General features: G+C 67.5%; 18 protein-coding genes. 12 read left to right on the top strand and 6 right to left on the bottom strand.

What is annotated here, in order from left to right; translation table 11 throughout:
* Window positions 1-57: 57 nt before the first annotated feature.
* Window positions 58-945, top strand: coding sequence for a DnaJ C-terminal domain-containing protein (locus LZ605_RS21075; protein ID WP_249843203.1), 888 nt, complete (start codon window positions 58-60; stop codon window positions 943-945).
* A 90-nt stretch (window positions 946-1,035) separates the two neighbouring features.
* Here the strand turns inward: LZ605_RS21075 and pilH are convergent, their stop codons facing one another.
* Entirely contained in the window at window positions 1,036-1,407 is a 372-nt protein-coding gene (gene pilH, locus LZ605_RS21080; RefSeq protein ID WP_005410644.1) for a twitching motility response regulator PilH, read from the bottom strand.
* An 88-nt stretch (window positions 1,408-1,495) separates the two neighbouring features.
* Window positions 1,496-2,491 carry a YhdH/YhfP family quinone oxidoreductase gene (locus LZ605_RS21085; protein WP_249843204.1) on the bottom strand — a complete coding sequence of 332 codons (996 nt, stop codon included), beginning with the start codon at window positions 2,489-2,491 and terminating at the stop codon, window positions 1,496-1,498.
* Window positions 2,492-2,644: 153 nt separating this feature from the next.
* Between LZ605_RS21085 and hflK the strand changes: the two genes are divergently transcribed.
* From hflK to LZ605_RS21110, 5 genes are all read left to right on the top strand, one after another.
* The gene (gene hflK, locus LZ605_RS21090) at window positions 2,645-3,778 is read left to right on the top strand and encodes an FtsH protease activity modulator HflK (RefSeq protein WP_106550318.1); all 1,134 of its coding nucleotides are present in this window, start codon (window positions 2,645-2,647) and stop codon (window positions 3,776-3,778) included.
* Complete coding sequence (gene hflC, locus LZ605_RS21095; RefSeq protein WP_010482785.1) at window positions 3,775-4,638, top strand: protease modulator HflC; 864 nt, start codon at window positions 3,775-3,777, stop codon at window positions 4,636-4,638. The genes hflK and hflC overlap by 4 nt, the downstream gene beginning before the upstream one ends.
* Window positions 4,639-4,705: 67 nt before the next feature.
* Window positions 4,706-4,891 (top strand): DUF2065 domain-containing protein, encoded by a 186-nt coding sequence (locus tag LZ605_RS21100; RefSeq protein WP_106468837.1) that lies wholly within the window; start codon window positions 4,706-4,708, stop codon window positions 4,889-4,891.
* Window positions 4,892-5,219: 328 nt separating this feature from the next.
* Complete coding sequence (locus LZ605_RS21105; RefSeq protein WP_107231208.1) at window positions 5,220-6,512, top strand: adenylosuccinate synthase; 1,293 nt, start codon at window positions 5,220-5,222, stop codon at window positions 6,510-6,512.
* Window positions 6,513-6,665: 153 nt separating this feature from the next.
* Window positions 6,666-7,328 (top strand): hypothetical protein, encoded by a 663-nt coding sequence (locus tag LZ605_RS21110; RefSeq protein WP_249843205.1) that lies wholly within the window; start codon window positions 6,666-6,668, stop codon window positions 7,326-7,328.
* Here the strand turns inward: LZ605_RS21110 and LZ605_RS21115 are convergent.
* Window positions 7,264-7,914, bottom strand: a complete 651-nt coding sequence (locus tag LZ605_RS21115) for a M23 family metallopeptidase (protein WP_249843206.1) — start codon at window positions 7,912-7,914, stop codon at window positions 7,264-7,266. The two genes, LZ605_RS21110 and LZ605_RS21115, sit on opposite strands and share 65 nt — an antisense overlap.
* A gap of 4 nt (window positions 7,915-7,918) precedes the next feature.
* Window positions 7,919-8,878, bottom strand: a complete 960-nt coding sequence (locus LZ605_RS21120; RefSeq protein ID WP_249843207.1) for a L,D-transpeptidase family protein — start codon at window positions 8,876-8,878, stop codon at window positions 7,919-7,921.
* A 235-nt stretch (window positions 8,879-9,113) separates the two neighbouring features.
* On the opposite strand from LZ605_RS21120, the gene LZ605_RS21125 reads away from it, so the two are divergent.
* From LZ605_RS21125 to LZ605_RS21135, 3 genes are all read left to right on the top strand, one after another.
* Window positions 9,114-11,240, top strand: coding sequence for a methyl-accepting chemotaxis protein (locus LZ605_RS21125; protein WP_249843208.1), 2,127 nt, complete (start codon window positions 9,114-9,116; stop codon window positions 11,238-11,240).
* A gap of 126 nt (window positions 11,241-11,366) precedes the next feature.
* A complete protein-coding gene (locus LZ605_RS21130; RefSeq protein ID WP_249843209.1) occupies window positions 11,367-12,179 on the top strand; it encodes a hypothetical protein in 813 nt (270 codons plus the stop codon).
* A complete protein-coding gene (locus LZ605_RS21135; protein WP_249843210.1) occupies window positions 12,176-12,880 on the top strand; it encodes an alpha/beta fold hydrolase in 705 nt (234 codons plus the stop codon). Before LZ605_RS21130 ends, LZ605_RS21135 begins: the two co-directional genes overlap by 4 nt.
* Window positions 12,881-12,891: 11 nt before the next feature.
* Here LZ605_RS21135 and LZ605_RS21140 read toward each other — a convergent pair whose 3' ends face one another.
* The gene (locus tag LZ605_RS21140; RefSeq protein WP_249843211.1) at window positions 12,892-13,074 is read right to left on the bottom strand and encodes a hypothetical protein; all 183 of its coding nucleotides are present in this window, start codon (window positions 13,072-13,074) and stop codon (window positions 12,892-12,894) included.
* A 23-nt stretch (window positions 13,075-13,097) separates the two neighbouring features.
* Complete coding sequence (locus LZ605_RS21145; protein ID WP_249843212.1) at window positions 13,098-15,188, bottom strand: catalase; 2,091 nt, start codon at window positions 15,186-15,188, stop codon at window positions 13,098-13,100.
* A gap of 115 nt (window positions 15,189-15,303) precedes the next feature.
* On the opposite strand from LZ605_RS21145, the gene LZ605_RS21150 reads away from it, so the two are divergent.
* The 3 genes from LZ605_RS21150 (at window position 15,304) to LZ605_RS21160 (ending at window position 18,072) form a co-directional block, all read left to right on the top strand.
* Window positions 15,304-16,026: an AraC family transcriptional regulator gene (locus tag LZ605_RS21150; RefSeq protein ID WP_107231198.1), complete on the top strand. Its 723-nt coding sequence runs from the start codon at window positions 15,304-15,306 to the stop codon at window positions 16,024-16,026.
* 81 nt (window positions 16,027-16,107) lie between these two features.
* Entirely contained in the window at window positions 16,108-17,475 is a 1,368-nt protein-coding gene (locus tag LZ605_RS21155) for an amino acid permease (RefSeq protein ID WP_249843213.1), read from the top strand.
* A 186-nt stretch (window positions 17,476-17,661) separates the two neighbouring features.
* Window positions 17,662-18,072 (top strand): VOC family protein, encoded by a 411-nt coding sequence (locus tag LZ605_RS21160; RefSeq protein WP_249843214.1) that lies wholly within the window; start codon window positions 17,662-17,664, stop codon window positions 18,070-18,072.
* Window positions 18,073-18,160 lie beyond the last annotated feature (88 nt).

The following is an 18,160-nucleotide window of genomic DNA, read 5'->3' on the forward strand; positions in this document are numbered from 1 at the left end:
GTAGAATGAACCCGGGGCGGCGCCACCGGCGCGGCCGAAGCGAATCGAGGTAGCTGGATGGAATTCAAGGATTACTACGCCACCCTGGGGGTGGAACCGAGCGCGGGCGAGGCGGAGATCAAGACCGCCTACCGCCGGCTGGCACGCAAGTACCACCCGGACGTCAGCAAGGAGGCCGGGGCCGAGGACAAGTTCAAGGCGGTCAATGAGGCCTACGAGGCACTGCGTGACCCGGAGAAGCGCGCGGCCTACGACCAGTTGCGCGCACAGGGCTACCGCCCGGGCGAGGAGTTCAACGTGCCGCCGAACTACGGCGGTGCCGGCGGCTTCAACTTCGAGGAAGTGTTCGGCGGCGGTGGCGCCAATGGCGGCTTCAGCGACTTCTTCGAGAGCCTGTTCGCCCGCCAGCGCGGCGGTGCCGGCCCGGGTCCGGGCTTCAGCAGCCAGGGCCATGCGCCCAATCGCGATACCCGCGCCAAGCTGTCGGTACCGCTGGAGGCGGCCTACAGCGGCGACAGCCTGCGCATCACCGTCAACGGCAAGCAGCTGGACGTGCGCGTGCCCAAGGGCATCCGTCCGGGCCAGGTGATCCGGCTGGCCGGGCAGGGCAACCATGGCGGCAACCTGCTGCTGGAAGTGGAGTACGCCGCACACCCCCAGTTCGAGGTCGATGGCCGCAACATCCTCTACACGCTGCCGGTCACTCCATGGCAGGCGGCGCTGGGCACCAGCATCAGCGTGCCGACCCTGGGCGGGGCGGTGGAGCTGAAGATCCCGGCCGACTCCGATGCCGGCCGCAAGCTGCGCCTGCGCGGGCGCGGCCTGCCGGGCAGCCCGGACGGCGATCAGATCGTTGAACTCGAGATCGTGGCTCCGGCAGCGACCGACGAGGCGCAGAAGAAGGCCTACCGCAATCTGGCCAAGGCGTTCGGCGAGACGATCTGAGACCTGGGTCCGCACGCCTTCCGGTAGTGCCGGCCGCTGGCCGGCAGAACAAAAGCGTGCCAACCAAGGTTGGCACCTACCGGAGCAGCCTCAGCCCTGGCCGGCGAACACCCGCTCCAGCACCTCGGACAGCTCGTCTTCCGAGAACGGCTTGGTGATGTAGGCCTTGGCGCCCTGGCGCATGCCCCACATGCGGTCGGTGTCCTGGTCCTTGGTGGTCACCAGGATCACCGGGATATGCCGGGTCGCCTCATCGCGGGCCAGCGTGCGGGTGGCCTGGAAGCCGTTGAGATTCGGCATCACCACGTCCATCAGGACCAGGTCGGGCAGCTCGGCCTTGGCGGTCTCGACCCCGGCGGCGCCATCGGTGGCGGTCAGGATCTGGTGCCCGAGCTTCTCGACGATGCGCTGTATCCCCAACAGCTGCGACGGTGAGTCGTCGACGATCAGAATGCGTGCCATGTTGTTCCCCAGGTAATGCCCGCAGTGTAGTGCGGGCACATTACCGGCGGGAGGGGCACGCGTGCCGTCCGTCGCCTGCCTGCGACGTTCAGTCGATCCGCACCACGGTACGGCCCAGCGAACCGCCGGCCAGCATCCGCTCGAAGACGGCCGGCAGGCCATCCAGGCCGACTTCGGCGGTGCAGATGCGGTCCAGGTGCTGCGGCTTCCATTGGTTGCCCAACCGCGCCCAGACTTCTTCGCGCAGTCCGCGCGGCGCATTGGCCGAGGACACACCCAGCAGCGACACGCCGCGCAGGATGAACGGCATCACCGTCATGTCCAGCGTCGGGCTGGCGGCCAGGCCCGCACTGACCACGCTGCCGTAGGGCACGGTCTGCGCCAGCAGGCTGGCCAGCATGTCGCCGCCGGCATTGTCCAGGCCACCGCCGAAACGCGCCGACTGCAGCGGACCGGTATCGGCCAGCGCTTCGCGCGGCAGCACCTCGGTGGCACCGATGGCGCGCAGGAAGTCGGCCTGGTCGGGCTTGCCGCTGACTGCATGCACCGTGTAGCCGGCACGGCTGAAGATCGACAGTGCCAGCGCACCGACGCCGCCGCTGGCGCCGGTGACCGCCAGCGGGCCCAGTTCCGGGGTCTGCCGGTTGTCCTGCATGCGCAGCAGGGCCAGCGCCGCAGTGAAGCCGGCGGTACCCAGCACCATCGCTTCGCGCGGGCTCAGCCCGGCCGGCTGCGCGATCACCGCGCTCGATTCCAGCCGCACGTACTGGCTGTAGCCGCCATCACGGGTCTCGCTGAGGCCGCAGCCGGTGGCCAGCACCGCGTCGCCTTCACGCCAGGCCGGGTCGGTGCTGGCAACCACGGTACCGGCCACGTCGATGCCCCCCACCAGCGGAAAGCGGCGCAGGATCCGGCCCTTGCCGGTACCGGCCAGCGCGTCCTTGTAATTGACCGAAGACCACTGCGCGCGGATCAGCACCTGCCCCGGGTTGAGATCGTCGACATTGAGCTGGGCCAGGCCGCTGCGGTAGCCGGCGTCGTCGTTTTCAATACGGAAGGCGGTGAACGGGGTGGTGGGGGCCATCGGCGCTGCCTGACTTCGAGGAAAACGCCACCTTACCCCGCCGGGCCCCTTTCGATCCTGCCGATCCGCCCCATCTTGTATGATCGGTAATGGTTTCACGGCTGGTGGTGCGGGAAGGGCCCGCGCCGCAGCCCAAATCTTGACGGAGCGTGCATGGCCTGGAATACACCCGGCGGCAACAAGGGCGGACAAGGCCCCGAGGACAATCGACGCGGGCCGTTCGGCTCCCGCGGCGGTGGCAATGGTGGTGGCTGGGGCGGACTGCCCGGGCCGCTGAAAGACCTGTTCGACGGCGGCATCGTGCGTTGGGTGGTGGCGGCCGTGGTGCTGCTGGTGCTGTTCTCCAGCTTCCAGCTGATCGGCGAACAGCAGCGTGGCGTGGTGCTGCGCTTTGGCCAGTTCTCGCGCATCCTGCAGCCCGGACCGAACTTCAAGCTGCCGTGGCCGATCGAATCGGTTACCAAGGTCAACGCCACCGAGATCAAGACCTTCTCGATCCAGGTGCCGGTGCTGACCCGTGACGAGAACATCGTCAACGTCTCGCTGAACGTCCAGTACCGCATCGACGACCCGCAGCAGTACCTGTTCGGCACCGTGGATGCCAACCAGGTGCTGGAACAGTCGGCGCAGAGCGCGGTGCGTGAGGAAGTCGGCCGCGCCGACCTCAACGCCGTGCTGAACAACCGTGGCCCGCTGGCCGTGGCCGCCGAAGAGCGCCTGCAGGCGCTGCTGAAGGCGTTCAAGACCGGCCTGACCGTGACCGGCCTGACCCTGCAGGACGCCCGTCCGCCGGAAGAAGTGAAGCCGGCCTTTGACGAGGTCAACGGCGCCCAGCAGGTCAAGGAACGCCTGATCAACGAAGCCCAGGCCTACGCCGCCAAGGTCGTGCCGGAAGCCCGTGGCCAGGCCTCGCGTGCCCGTACCACCGCCGAAGGCTACAAGCAGGCCGTGGTGTCCAAGGCCGAGGGTGACGCGCAGCGCTTCAGCCTGTTGCAGGCCCAGTACAAGGACGCCCCGGAAGTGACCCGCAAGCGCCTGTGGCTGGAGACGGTGCAGCAGGTGCTGAGCGAGAACCGCAAGGTGATCGGTGGCGATGGCCGCCAGCTGATCTACGTGCCGATGACCGGCGATACCCGTCCCACCACCTCGGCCCCGCCGGGGGTCACCAACCCGGAGGTGGTGATGCCGTCGCTGCCGGGTACGGCGGTGGAACAGTCCCGTGATCCGGGTCGGCCGGTGGGCCGCCCGACCGGGCGACCGAGCGGCCGTGAGGAGGGCAGCCGATGAAGAGTCCAATCTGGATCGCCGTGATCGTGGCGGTGGTGCTGGGCCTGCTCGGCTCGGTGTACGTGGTCCGTGAGGACCAGACCGCCATGGTGCTGAACCTGGGCAAGGTGGTGCGTTCGGACATCAAGCCAGGCCTGCACTTCAAGGTGCCGGTGGTGGAAACGGTGAAGGTCTTCGACCGCCGCTTCCAGGTGCTCGATACTGCCCCGGCGCGCTACTTCACCGCCGAGCAGAAGGACGTCAGCGTCGACTTCTTCGCGATCGGTTACATCTCCAACGTGGGTGACTACTTCCGTGCCACCGGCGGCGATCCGCGCATCGCCAATGCCCGCCTGGCACCGATCATCACCGACTCGCTGCGCAACCAGATCAACTCGCGCACCCTGCAGCAGCTGGTCTCCGGCGACCGCAGCGAGCTGATCGCCGAGCAGCTGAAGGGAATCAACGAAGCTGTGGCCGGGCTGGGCATGCAGATGATCGACCTGCGCATCAAGCAGGTGGACCTGCCGACCGACAGCCAGGTGATCAACGACGTGTACGAGCGCATGCGCGCCCAGCGCAAGCAGGAAGCCGCCAAGCTGCGTGCGGAGGGCGAGGAGCAGTCGCTGACCATCCGCGCCCAGGCCGACCGTGACAGCACCGTGCTGATCGCCGAAGCCGAGCGTGATGCGCAGCGCCTGCGCGGTGAAGGCGATGCCGATGCCGCCCGCATCTACGGCAAGGCCGGCTCGGCCGACCCGTCGTTCTACGCGTTCTACCGCAGCCTGGAGGCCTACCGTGGCTCCATGACCGACGGCAACGGGGTGATCGTGCTGGACAAGAACGACCCGTTCCTGCAGTACCTGAAGAACGACCGCTGAGGTCGCAGGGCATTACCCCACGGGGCCCGGCCAGATGCCGGGCCCCGTGCTTTTTCCGGAGTCCCCCATGAAAGATCTGTTCGCTGCCGTCTGCCTGGTGGCGGTGCTGGAAGGCCTGTTCCTGTTCGTTGCGCCGATCGCCTGGAAACGCATGGCAGAGCGCCTGCTGGATCTGCCCAGCCCGGCCCTGCGCAGCTTCGGTGGGCTGGTGCTGCTGGCCGGCCTTAGCCTGCTGTGGTGGGCCCGCCACTAGACGCCCCGGGGCGGCGGCCTGCGTTCACATGTGTGGCCCGGCTCTGGTAGATGCCAACCTTGGTTGGCGTTGCCGGCCAGCGGCCGGCACTACCAGGCGGGGCGCCTGACCGGCCGGTGAAGCCGCCCGTCGGAAAGGTGGCACCCGACCCCGGAAACCCGGATAATGCACAAAAGCCGGACGGGCCTCCCCCGTTCGGCTTTTTCCGTGTCTGGGCCATCCATCGCCGGCCGCTCCCCGTTTGGAGCCGCCTTGCAGGTGCTGGCCAGCCCCGCCACGGTTTACCCGTCCGCGGCCCCGATGGCCGCAACAAATCGAGGAGCCCGTCATGGGTCAGTCTGTCGTAGTGTTGGGTGCCCAGTGGGGCGATGAGGGCAAGGGCAAGATCGTCGATCTGCTCACTGAGGAAATCGGCGCCGTCGTGCGCTTCCAGGGCGGCCACAATGCCGGCCACACGCTGGTCATCAACGGCAAGAAGACCGTTCTGCACCTGATCCCGTCGGGCATCCTGCGTGATGATGCGCTGTGCCTGATCGGCAACGGCGTGGTGATCTCGCCGGCCGCGCTGCAGAAGGAAATCGCCGAGCTGGAAGCCTCCGGCGTGGAAGTGCGTTCGCGCCTGAAGATCTCCCCGGCCGCGCCGCTGATCATGCCGTACCACATCGCCCTGGACCAGGCGCGCGAGCGCGCTGCCGGCGGCAAGGCGATCGGCACCACCGGCCGTGGCATCGGCCCGGCCTACGAAGACAAGGTGGCGCGCCGCGGCATCCGCATCGCCGACCTGCACTACCCCAAGCAGCTGGAAGAACTCCTGCGCACCGCGCTGGATTACCACAACTTCGTGCTGACCAAGTACCTCAACACCGATGCGGTCGACTTCCAGAAGACCTTCGACGAAGCACTGGCCTTCGGTGAGTACGTGCAGCCGATGAAGTCCGACGTGGCCGGCATCCTGCACGACCTGCGCAAGCAGGGCAAGCGCGTGCTGTTCGAAGGCGCGCAGGGTGCGCTGCTGGACATCGACCACGGCACCTACCCGTACGTCACCAGCTCCAACACCACCGTCGGTGGCGCGCTGGCCGGTTCTGGCGTCGGCGCCGATTCGATCGACTACGTGCTGGGCATCGCCAAGGCCTACGCCACCCGCGTTGGCGGTGGCCCGTTCCCGACCGAGCTGGATGATGAAATCGGCCAAGGCATTCGTGACCGCGGCGCCGAGTACGGTGCCTCGACCGGTCGCCCGCGTCGTTGCGGCTGGATGGACATCGTTGCGCTGAAGCGCGCCGTGGCCATCAACGGCATCAGCGGCCTGTGCATCACCAAGCTGGACGTGCTCGATGGCATGGAAAAGCTGAAGGTCTGCATCGCCTACGAATACAACGGCAAGCGCACCGAGTACGCGCCGCTGGACGCGCAGGGCTGGGAAGACTGCACCCCGGTGTACCTGGAGTTCCCGGGCTGGAGCGAGAACACCCACGGCATCACCCAGTGGGACGAGCTGCCGCCGGCCGCACGCGCCTACCTGCGTTCGCTGGAAGAGCTGGCCGGCTGCCCGATCAGCATCGTCTCCACCGGCCCGGACCGCGATCACACCATGGTCCTGCAGGACCCGTTCGCCTGAGGTAGCGCCGGGCCATGCCCGGCGAAGCGACCATCCGGTAGTGCCGGGCGCTGCCCGGCGTCGCTGAAAGAAGAAGCCCCGCGAAAGCGGGGCTTTTTCGTTACTGTGTCGACAAGACCAGCAGGGAAGCGCCGTGATGACCCGGATGTCAGCGTGAAAGGCGAGACCGTGGTGCGCATCGCCCTGTGGGTGTTGTGGAGCCTGTGGGGCATTGCCTGCATGGTGTTGGCGCTGGGCGCCGCTGCCAATGCCCTGGCCTCGCGTACGCAGACGGTGCCGCTGGTGCTGAGTCCTGGCGCAACCGCCCAGATCACCGTCTACCGCCTCATCGATGACCAACTGCGGCTGCGCCTGCGCTATGCCGCGGACGGTACAGAGACTGACCCCGAGGTGCTGCTGCGCATCGATACTCCCACCGATCATGGAGACTTCCGCGCGGGAGAGCGTTCGGGTGTGGCCGGGCAGGGCATCGACCGCAGGCTGGCATCGGTTGAATCCAGCGGCCTCACGGCGTCCTACTTCGGCTATGGCCGCGGCGATGCATTGCCGCGCGGCCGTTCATGGCTGCGGGCAACCGTGCTGGAGGTGGACCCTGCGCTCGCGGGGCGCGCGGCAGACATCGAGCTGCAGCCACCGTTGGATCTGCTGAAGCTGACCAACCTGGATTACATCTGGTTGTGGCCGTTCTTCTTCTGGAAAGTAGCGGCGCTGTTCCTGCTGATTCCAGGGGCTGCGTTGGCAGTGTTCACTTTTACCTTGTGGCGCTGGCGGCGCCTGCCGTCGAAGCTGCCGGCTTCAGCAGCGGATACGGATTGATCGATTCGCCCTTCCACCACTGTTTTTCAGGGCCCAGTACGTGCACTTCGAAATGCAGGTGCGGGGCCTCGGCGCTGGCGTTGCCGGTGCTGCCCACGTAACCGATCACCTCGCCGCGCCTGATCACCTGCTTTTCAGCAAGGCCATCGGCATAGCCCTGCAGATGCGCGTAGTAGTAGCACCAGCGTCCGCTGGGCTCGAACTGGTAGATCGTCAGCCCGCCGCGCTTGCTATCGAACAGTTTCTCCACCGTGCCGTCGGCCGCGGCCAGCACGGGCGTTCCGGCATCGGCCATGATGTCGATCGCATCATGCACGCGTCCTTCGCTGCGGGCATCGGTGAAGGTATCGCGCAGCTGCGAGGGCAGTACGCCCTGCACCGGCAACAGCAGGCCGCCCGGTGCTGCATCCAGGCTGGCCGGCAGCGGCGCGCTCGCTGTGGTCGCTTCCGCCGTCGGCGTTGCCGCCACGGTGAGGGGCATTGCCGGCGAGGACGCCGCCGTGAGTCCAGCGGCATCGCGGCGCAGCCACCAGCCCAGTCCCACACCCAGCAGCACGCCCAGCACGATCAGCTGCGAAAGACGCATCGGCTCACTCCTGCATCAGCACGGGTACGGAGGTGTCCACCGCATCGGCCACTCGCAGCGCATCCCAGTTGGTCATGCGCACGCAGCCATGCGATTCGGTCTTGCCGACATGGCCCGGCACCGGCGTTCCGTGCAGGCCATAGTGGGGCTTGGACAGATCGATCCAGACCCGGCCGACCGGATTGTTCGGGCCGGGCGGCAGCGTGGCCTTCCTGTCGCCCTTGCGCGCATCCCAGAACAGCTTGGGGTTGTAGTGGAAGGGTGGGTCACGATACACGCCGAGAATCTTCCATTCGCCGATCGGCAGCGGATCGTGCTGGCTGCCTGACGAGACCGGCACCTGCGCGATCACCTTGCCCTGCGCATCCAGCAACTGCAGGGTGGAATCGGATTTGTCGACCACGATCTTCGCCGCCTTCGGCAACGCCCCCGCTGCGATGTTGGGCACCTGGATGCGGTTACCGGCCCTGGCCAGATCGACGCCAGGATTGAGTGCCTTCAGCAGCTCGGGCGAGGCATGGAATCGCTCGCCCAGTGATTCCTCCACGCTGCTGTAGCCCAGCGCCTTCAGCTTTGCCTGCGCAGCGGGCGTCTTCGGAACGGCGACGAATGGCCCGGCCACGTCCTCGGCGGTCAGCGTGTAGCTGGCCAGTGGCACGACCGTATCGGCCTGCAGGGCCTTCCAGGTGCTGTCGTCCAGCTCTCCGCTCACTGCCAGGCCGTGGGCGGCCTGGAAGCCGGCCACGGCGCGACGCTGGTTGCTGCCGACTTCACCGTCGATCTCGCCTGGGGAGAAATTGGCGCGATCCAGCAGCACCTGGGCGTGCAGCGGTGAGCGCGCCGCGATATCGGGTCCGGCCTTCTCGGCAATGCGCTCCGGCAACGGGGCCGGCGGCGGCACCTGCGCGAAGGCGGGCGACACCAGCAGGGAAAGGGCGAGCAGGGCGGGGCGGTGTACGGGCATGGGCGTCTCCGGCAGATGGCCGCTCCACCCTGCCCGCAGAGGCTGCGCAGCCCCCGTGAAAGCAACCTGATGCCGGCATGAGCGGGTCCGTCTCTGCGCGGTGCAGGCCCTTGTCGCAGAAGCGCGTCGCGCGGCCTCACCAAGGTGAACGGCTGCCGACAGGTGTGCGTGTGGCCGATCAAGAATGCCGGTGGGCCGGCCGATACGGGCGCATCCCCCCGTTTTGGATGTACCGATGAATTTCTTGAGGAATGTCAGGGTTGCCTGGCGTCTTGGGCTGGGCTTTGGCCTGTTGCTGCTGCTGGTTGCCGCCGTGGTGGCCACCGGGGCCACCGCCAGCGTGGTGCAGAAGCGCGCGATGCAGCAGGTGGTCGATGTCAGTGTGGCCAAAGTGCGGCTGCTGTCGCAGATGCTCGATGCCAACAACCAGATGATGGTGGTGCGCCGCGAGATGCTGATCCGCCAGGGCGAAGACCGTGGCCACGACGAGCAGCGCATCGCCGACCTGGTCAAGCGCTACGAAGCCAGCTGGAGTGCCTACCAGGCGTTGCCCAGCGATGCCGAAGGCAAGGCGTTCGCTGAAACCATTGCCGCCAAGCGTGCCATCGCACGCCCGCTGAACAAGCAGACCAGCGACCTGATGGAGCATGGCGACTATCCGGGCGCAGTGGCGCTGACCCTGGGCCCGGTGCAGGAAGCGGCCAACGGCTGGAACAAGGCGCTGTCCGATGGCGTGGACTTCGAAGAGAAGGAAAGCCGTACTGCCGCCGCCGAGGCGATCCGCCTGGGCGAGCGCAGCCTGCTGCAGCTGCTGGTGCTGGGCGGTGTTGCACTGCTGGTCGGCATCGCGGCGTCGGTGATGATCGGGCGCAGCCTGACCGGCCCGCTGGCACGCGCGGTGAACCTGGCCGAACGCCTGTCCAAGGGCCAGCTGGACCAGGAATTCCGTCTGGGTGGGCGTGACGAACTGACCCAGCTGGGTGAGGCGATGGCCAGCGTGCGGCAGAGTGTGCAGGCGGCAATCGGCGCGCAGCTGCAGATGGCCGAACAGCACGAGGCCGGCGCGATCCGCTACCGCATGGATGCCAGCGCCTTCCCCGGTGACTTCGGGCGCATGGTGCAGGCCACCAACAGCCTGGTCGAATCGCACGTGCAGGTGGAGCTGCTGATGGCCGAGGTGATGCAGCGCTACGCCATCGGTGATCTCAGTCGTGACCTGCCCGAGTACCCGGGTGAGAAGGGCGCGCTGACCCGCACCCTGGCCGCGGTGAAGCAGAGCCTGATGGCGATCAACGCGCAGATCGATGAACTGGCCCGCGCCGCACGTGCCGGCGACTTCAGCATGCGTGGCGATGCCGCTGCGTTCCAGTTCCAGTTCAAGGCGATGGTCGAGCACCTCAACGGCATGATGGCCAGTTCGCAGGCCAGCATCGCCGATGTCTCCGACGTGCTGCGCGCGATTTCGCATGGCGACCTGACCGCACGCATGGACGGCGACTACGAGGGCGTGTTTGCGCGCATGCGCGATGATGCCAACACCACCACCGCACAGCTGACCGGTATCGTGCGTGGCATCCAGGTGGCTGCCGACAGCATCAACAACGCGGCACAGGAGCTGGCCGCCGGCAACAATGACCTGTCGCGCCGCACCGAGCAGCAGGCCGCCAATCTGGAAGAAGCTGCTGCATCGATGGAAGAGCTGACCTCCACCGTGCGCCAGAATGCCGAGCTGGCCCGCCAGGCTGACAGCGAAGCGCATGCGGCCGGTGCCGCGGTGCGCGAGACCGAGCAGGCGATGTCACAGATGGCCTCGGTCATGGGTGAGATCGATCAGTCCTCGGCACGCATCTCGGAAATCTCCACGGTGATCGACGGCATTGCGTTCCAGACCAACATCCTGGCGCTGAACGCCGCAGTGGAAGCCGCACGTGCCGGTGAGCAGGGCCGTGGCTTTGCCGTGGTTGCCAGCGAAGTGCGCACGCTCGCACAACGTGCCGGTGTGGCCGCCAAGGAGATCAAGGAACTGATCGAAGATGCCGCTGCGAAGGTGAAAAGTGGCCTGGCGGTGACCGTTGAATCCGAAGCGGCGATCGCCCGCGTGGCCCAGGCCAGTTCGCGCACTACCCAGCTGATGAGCGATATCGCCGCGGCCAGCAAGGAACAGGCGGCTGGCATCGAGCAGGTCAACCAGGTGGTGGTGCAGATGGATCAGGTGACCCAGCAGAACGCTGCGCTGGTGGAAGAAGCCACCGCCGCCAGCCGCGCGCTGGAAGAGCAGGCGCATGCGCTGACCACCTCGGTGTCGGTGTTTCAGCTGGAGCAGGGCGCTGCTGCACGCGCCGCGGTGGCGCGCGCGGCCTGACCGGTAGGCAACGGTAGAGTCGAGCTTGCTCGACTGCCTGTGTACGGAGATCGAGAGCAGTCGAGCGAGCTCGACTCTACCGCACGCCCCCTTTTTCGGCGATGCTCGCAGGAAAAAGGGGGTGGCATGGACAGCAGGGAACCAGAAGGCGCCTATGGCGACGTGCCGAGGGTGCAGGGCATGGAGGTGGCCGCCGTCGCGCCACCGGAAGGACCGACCGACTGGTCGATGCTGCCGCTGACCGGCGGCGATGATGATTCGGCGGTGATGCAGATGGTGCGCCGCATGCGCCGCGAACCGGCGCTGCTGTTCAGCGTGGCCTATCTGCTGGTGTCAGCACTGGGCCTGTGGTGCAGCTTCTGGTTCTACCGCGGGTTCGAGCTGTCGATCCTGGACTACATGCAGCCCAGTGATTTCCTGGTTGCCGGTATCCGCGACCCCGCCTATGTGCTGCTGCTGGCGCTGGGGCTGCTGGTGGTGCTGGTGGTGCTGGTGGCGAGCTGGCCGGAAACGCTGCGCATGCGCAATGCCGCCAAGCTGGAGCAGCTGCGTGGACGCAGCTGGATCTGGAGGGTGCTGCTCCGGCGTTCGTTCCTGACCAGCTGGGAGGGCATCGGGCTGCGGCCCCTGACGGCGATGACCCTGGCCGTGGCCGCTTTCATGGCCATCGGCGCGGCCAACTACGTGCAGGTGCGCGGGCAGCAGATCCGAAGTCATGGCAAGGGCGAGGTGATCCGCCTGCAACTCAACGGCGACCCGGCGCCGCTGCCGGGCAGTGCCCGCCTTCTGGGCTCCAGCAGCGCTTTCCTGTTCGTCTGGTGGCCGCAGCAGCGGCGTGCCGAAGCCATTCCAATCGCAGCGGTGCGCACGCTGCAGGCGCTGCCGGTGGCGGTGCGCACGCCCGCGCCGGCCGCACCCGCGTCTGGGGCGCCACGTTGACCGGCGCGGTGCCGCCCTGCCTGGTCATGCTGCCGGGGCTGGACGGCACCGGCCAGCTGTCTGTCGCCTTCCTGGCCGCCGTGCGGGCGCACGGTGTGCCCACCCGCGCGCTGGCCTTGCCCAGCAACGGCCCGCAGGACTACGCCAGCCTGCTGCAACTGCTGCGCCCGCAGCTGCCCAGCCAGCCGTTCGTGCTGCTGGGTGAATCGTTCGCCGGCCCGCTGGCCATGCAGTTGGCGGCCGAGGCGCCACCCGCGCTGCGCGGACTGGCGCTGTGCACCACGTTCGCGCGCAGGCCTTTGCCGGTTCCGGCTGCAGGTGCGGCGTTGCTCGCGCCCGCCTGGCCGATGCCACCGTTGCTGCTGCTGTCGCAGCTGCTGCTGGGGCGCTGGCGCAGCCGGCAGACCCTGCGTGAGCTGCGCCTCGCGCTGGCCCAGGTGCCTGCAGCCACACTGCGCCAGCGCGCCGCAGCCACCCTGCGCGTGGATGCGCGCCAGGCGCTGCCACGCATCGCGGTGCCGACGTTGTGTCTGCAGGCCCGCCAGGACCGCCTGCTGTGGCCGCCCAGTGTGGCCGAACTGCAGGCGCTGCTGCCGGACGCCCGGCATGTCACCCTGGAAGGGCCGCACTTCCTGTTGCAGGCGCGCACCGACGCGGCCGCCACCGTGGTGTCCAGCTGGGTGAGGGCGCTGCCGGGCTGACGCGCCGTTGGCTAGCGTTTGCTCTTGCGGCCACTGCCACTGCGCTTGCCACCGCCATCCTGCTTGTTGACGGTGGCCCAGGCGATGCGCTCGGCGGTGCTTTCACTCGCGCCGCGCGCGCGCTCGCTTTCCTCGATATGTTCGGCCTGGCGCTTCTGCTTGTCGGTGTAGGCAGATTTATCACCCTGGGACATGTCGTTTCTCCGGGAAGGATGATTCAGGCCAGCAGGCGCAGCTTGGGTTCGCGCGCCCACTGGCGGGTGGCCGCGGCAGCCAGGAAACCCTTGGCGTCCTCGGCCTCGACGATGCCGGCATCGTTGCCCACGCGCGCGGCCTTCAACAGCGCCTGGCCACCCGCATCGCAGGCGATCGCCTTGAGATGGGCCCAGGCATGGCTGACGAACTCCACCGCGGCCGCTTCCTTGACCAGCCCTTTGGCGGCGTCTGCGCTGAGCACCACCGCCACCGCATCGAACAGCACCGACGGCGTGCCGGCCAACTGGCCGTCGGCGGCCTGCACCTTGCCATCGCTCAGGCGCGCGCCGCCCACCTTCGGCGCGACCAGCTTCACCTCGGCGCCGGCCTTCTGCGCGGCCTTGCGCAGGCTGGCGATCAACCCCGCATCCGAGCCTTCGTCGAACAGGATGCCGATGCAGCGCCCCTGCAGCGTGTCCTTGGTACGGCCGATGATGCGCACTTCGGGAATGGCGGGCATGTCGCGTGCCGGCGTTGCGGTCGGCGCGGGTTCGGGCAGGTCTGCCAGCGCCAGTCCGTCGGCCACGCGCTTGGCCAGCGATTCATCGATGTTGCGCAGATGGCTGATCGTACGCACGCGCACCTTCAGCGTTTCCACCTTCGACAATTCGAACACCAGCGCCGAGGCGAGGTGTGCCTGCTCGGGCTTTTCCAGGCTGCGGAAGAACGCGCGCGCCTGGCTGTAATGGTCGGCGAAGCTCTCTGCACGGGTGCGCCCCTTGCGTCCGTCGTCGGCCGTGGCGTGGCTGCGGAAACCAGCCTGCGTCTCGCGCGGGCTGTCGTCTTCCAACGAACTGGGGTCATATGCCACGCGCCCCTTCGGCACCTGCATCTGCATGTGCCCATCGCGCTGGTGGTTGGCGAAGGGGCACTTGGGCGCATTGACCGGAATCTGGTGGAAGTTCGGGCCGCCCAGCCGGATCAGCTGCGTATCCAGATACGAGAACAGGCGCCCCTGCAGCAGCGGGTCGTTGCTGAAGTCGATGCCCGGCGGCACGTTGGCCGGGCAGAATGCCACCTGCTCGGTTTCGGCGAAGAAATTGTCCGGCCAGCGGTCCAGCACCATCCTGCCGATCACCTGCAGCGGCACCAGCGATTCGGGAATGATCTTGGTCGGGTCCAGGTGGTCGAACGGGAACGCTTCGGCGTCTTCCTCGCTGAACAGCTGCACGGCCAGTTCCCATTCGGGGAAGTCGCCGCGCTGGATGGCCTCGAACAGGTCGCGACGGTGGAAGTCATTGTCGGCGGCCTGCAGCTTCAGCGCTTCGTCCCAGACGGTGGACTGGATGCCCAGTTTCGGCCGCCAGTGGAACTTGACGAAGGTGGAATCGCCGGCCTCGTTCAACAGGCGGAAGCTGTGCACGCCGAAGCCTTCTATCATGCGCAGGGACCGCGGAATGGCGCGGTCGCTCATCGCCCACATGATCATGTGCATCGATTCGGGCATCAGCGAAATGAAATCCCAGAACGTGTCGTGCGCGCTGGCCGCTTGGGGGAAGGCGCGGTCCGGTTCCATCTTCACCGCGTGCACCAGGTCGGGGAATTTCATCGCGTCCTGGATGAAGAACACCGGGATGTTGTTGCCCACCAGGTCCCAGTTGCCTTCCGGCGTGTAGAACTTCACCGCGAAGCCGCGCACGTCACGCGGGGTGTCGACCGAACCGGCGCCGCCGGCCACGGTGGAAAAGCGGGTGAACACAGGCGTCTTCGTGCCCACCTCGGTGAGCACGCGGGCGCGGGTGTACTTGCCCAGCGACCGGGTCAACTGAAAGTAGCCATGGGCGGCGCTGCCGCGCGCGTGCACGATGCGCTCGGGAATGCGCTCATGGTCGAAGTGGGTGATCTTCTCGCGCAGGATGAAATCTTCCAGCAGGGTGGGGCCGCGTGGCCCCTGGCGCAGCGAATTCTGGTTGTCGGCAACCGGGATGCCCTGGGCGGTGGTCATGGGCGGGTGCGTGCCGCCGGCGTGCAGATGCAGTTCGTCGCCTTCGCCGCGGCGCTGGCTGGGGGACGGGGTGGGTGCACGCTTGCCGGTCTGCTTGCTGGCGGCCATCGGGAGCTCCGGGATCGAAGGACAAAGAAAGACTGACAGTCGCCCCATGGCCGTTAACCCAGGGTCCGCCGCGGGTGAACGTACGGGCAAAAGCAGGCTCGGGTATGCTTGCCGCATGCGAGTCGAGCCCACCGACATCGAAGCCCTGTTCGACGCCATCCCGGACGTGCTGTTCTTCATGAAGGACCGCCAGGGGCGTTACACCCACGTCAACCAGACCATGCTGCGGCGGCTGGGCCTGCGCGCGCGCAAGGACGTGATCGGGCGCACTGCGGCAGAGATCTACCCGACCGGGTTGAGCGCGGACTACGTGGACCAGGACGCCCGCGTGTTGTCCGGCGAGGTCATCGAGAACCTGATGGAACTGCATCTGTTCGCCAACCGCGAACCGGGCTGGTGCCTGACCTGCAAGCGCCCGCTGGTGGTCGATGGGGCCATCGAGGGCTTGATCGGCATTTCCCGCGACCTCGGCCAGAAGGACAGCCTGGGCAGCCAGTACGAGCAGCTGCGGCTGGCGCTGGCCCATCTCAACGCGCACTACGCCGAGAACGTGCGGATGCAGACCCTGCTGGACATCACCGGCTTTTCGCTGTCCAAGCTTGAGCGCAGCTTCCGCAAGGTGTTCCAGATGACCCCGCAGCAGGTGCTGACCCGGCTGCGGATCCAGATGGCGATGCACCTGCTGCATGGCGACGACAGCATCGCCTGCATCGGCCAGGCCTGCGGTTTCAGTGACCAGAGCGCCTTCACCCGTAAGTTCAAGGCTGAAACCGGTTTCTCGCCCCGTGCCTACCGGGCCCGTATCGGTGGCAACGTCGGCGAGCCTGCGCTGGCCTGAGCCACCTGCTGCGCTGCGCCTATCCGTGCAGGCGTGGGACAGGGTAAGGTGTCGCCCCTGTAGCCGCCGCCAGCCCCGCCGATGCCCAATTCGACTCCGTCCGCTTCATCGTCCCGCCTCGGGCATTCGCTCAAGCCGCGCCAGCTGATCATGATGGGGCTGGGCAGCGCCATCGGCGCCGGCCTGTTTCTCGGCTCGGGCGTGGGTGTGCAGGCGGCCGGTCCGGCGGTATTGGTCTCCTATCTGGTCGCCGGCGCGCTGGTGATCATCGTGATGAACGCCCTGGGCGAGATGGCGGCGGCCAAACCCACCAGCGGCGCGTTCTCGGTGTATGCCGCCGATGCCATGGGCGCCACTGCGGGCGCTACCGTCGGCTGGTTGTGGTGGGTGCAACTGGTGATCGTGATCGCCGCCGAGGCGGTGGGGGCGGCCGGGCTGCTGGCCACCGTCTGGCCGGCCATACCGGTGCCGATGGCGGCGTTGGCCTTCATGCTGTTCTTCACCGCCATCAACCTGCTCGGGGTGAAGAACTTCGGCGAGTTCGAATTCTGGTTCGCCATCCTCAAGGTGGCGGCGATCCTGGCCTTCATTGCCATCGGCGTGGCGCTGCTGATGGGCTGGCTGCCGCAGGTCACCTCACCGGGCCTGAGCAACTTCACCGAACACGGCGGTTTCGCGCCGAAGGGCCTGGCCGGTATCGGCGCGGCGCTGCTGGTGGTGGTGTTCGCCTTCGGCGGCACCGAGATCGTGGCGGTGGCGGCAGCCGAGACCGAAGATCCCGAACGCAGCATCGCCCGTGCCATCCGCACTGTGGCCTGGCGCATCCTGGTGTTCTACATCGGCTCGCTGAGCGTGATCATCGCGGTGGTGCCGTGGACCAGCGAGGCGCTGAAGTCGCCGTTCGCCGCGGTGCTGGATATCGCCCGCATCCCGGGCGCCGGTACCGCCATCACGCTGATTGCGGTGATCGCGCTGCTGTCGGCGCTCAACGCCAACCTCTACGGCGCCTCGCGGATGATGTACTCGCTGGCCCAGCGCCGCGAAGCGCCGGCGGTGCTGGGCTGGACCGATCCGCGCCAGGTGCCGGTGATCGCCGTGCTGGCCAGCGTGCTGTTCGGTTTCGCCGCCACCGTGATGGAACTGTTGTTCCCGGACCGGGTGCTGCCGGTCCTGCTCAACATCGTCGGTTCCACCTGCCTGCTGGTGTGGACGCTGTCGCTGGTCTCGCAGCTGGTGCTGCGTCGCCGTGCCGACCGCCTTGGCACCCGCCTGCCGTTCCGCATGGCCGGTTTCCCGTGGCTGACGGTGTGCGCGCTGGGCATCCTGGCGCTGATCTTCGGCCTGCTGCTGAGCGAGGCGCATACCCGCCTGCAGTTCCTGTCGATGGTGGCGCTGACGGCCACGATCGCCGCTGGCAGTGCCATCGCACGGCGCATGCGCGAGGCGTGATTGCCGTTGTAGAGCCGACCCCACGGTCGGCTGCGGTCGCCGAATTTCCTGTAGAGCCGACCCTATGGTCGGCTGCTGTTTGCGTGGTCGCCAGCCGAGCATGGGCTCGGCTCTACAGCAGGCATACATGGGCCGTGCGATGCTGATCGCGTAGGCCGTCATCGGCCCGTCGACCGGGAGTACCGCATGCTGCGCAGCCGTCCGTTCCTGATGTTCACCGGCCAGGCCGAGGCCGCTCTGGCCCTGTACGCCGAGGCCTTTGCCGATTTCCGCCTGCTGGCCCTGCAACGGCACCCGGAGGGGCTCGGTGCCGGCGTACCCGGGCAGGTGCGCCAGGCCATCTTCCTGCTCGGTGGCACCCACTACCTGTGCTTCGACAGCCTGGATGTGCACGACTTCACTTTCAGCCCGTCGATCTCGTTGTTCGTCGAGTGCTCCGGCGCCGAACAGTTCGAACGCGCCGCGCGCGTGCTGGGCGAGGGCGGGCACTGGCTGATGCCGGTGGGCGACTACGATTTCAGCAACCGCTATGGCTGGGTGCAGGACCGCTACGGCGTGTCGTGGCAGTTGAGCCTGGGACAGATGCCGGACCCGTGATCGACCTGTTGTGGGTGTGGACCTTGGTCCACACGCCCTTATGAAAACGGCCCGCTCGCGCGGGCCGTTTTCATTTCCGATGGGTCGA

Origin of the sequence: Stenotrophomonas maltophilia, from assembly GCF_023518235.1 — a bacterium.
In the GTDB taxonomy this organism is placed as follows: domain Bacteria; phylum Pseudomonadota; class Gammaproteobacteria; order Xanthomonadales; family Xanthomonadaceae; genus Stenotrophomonas.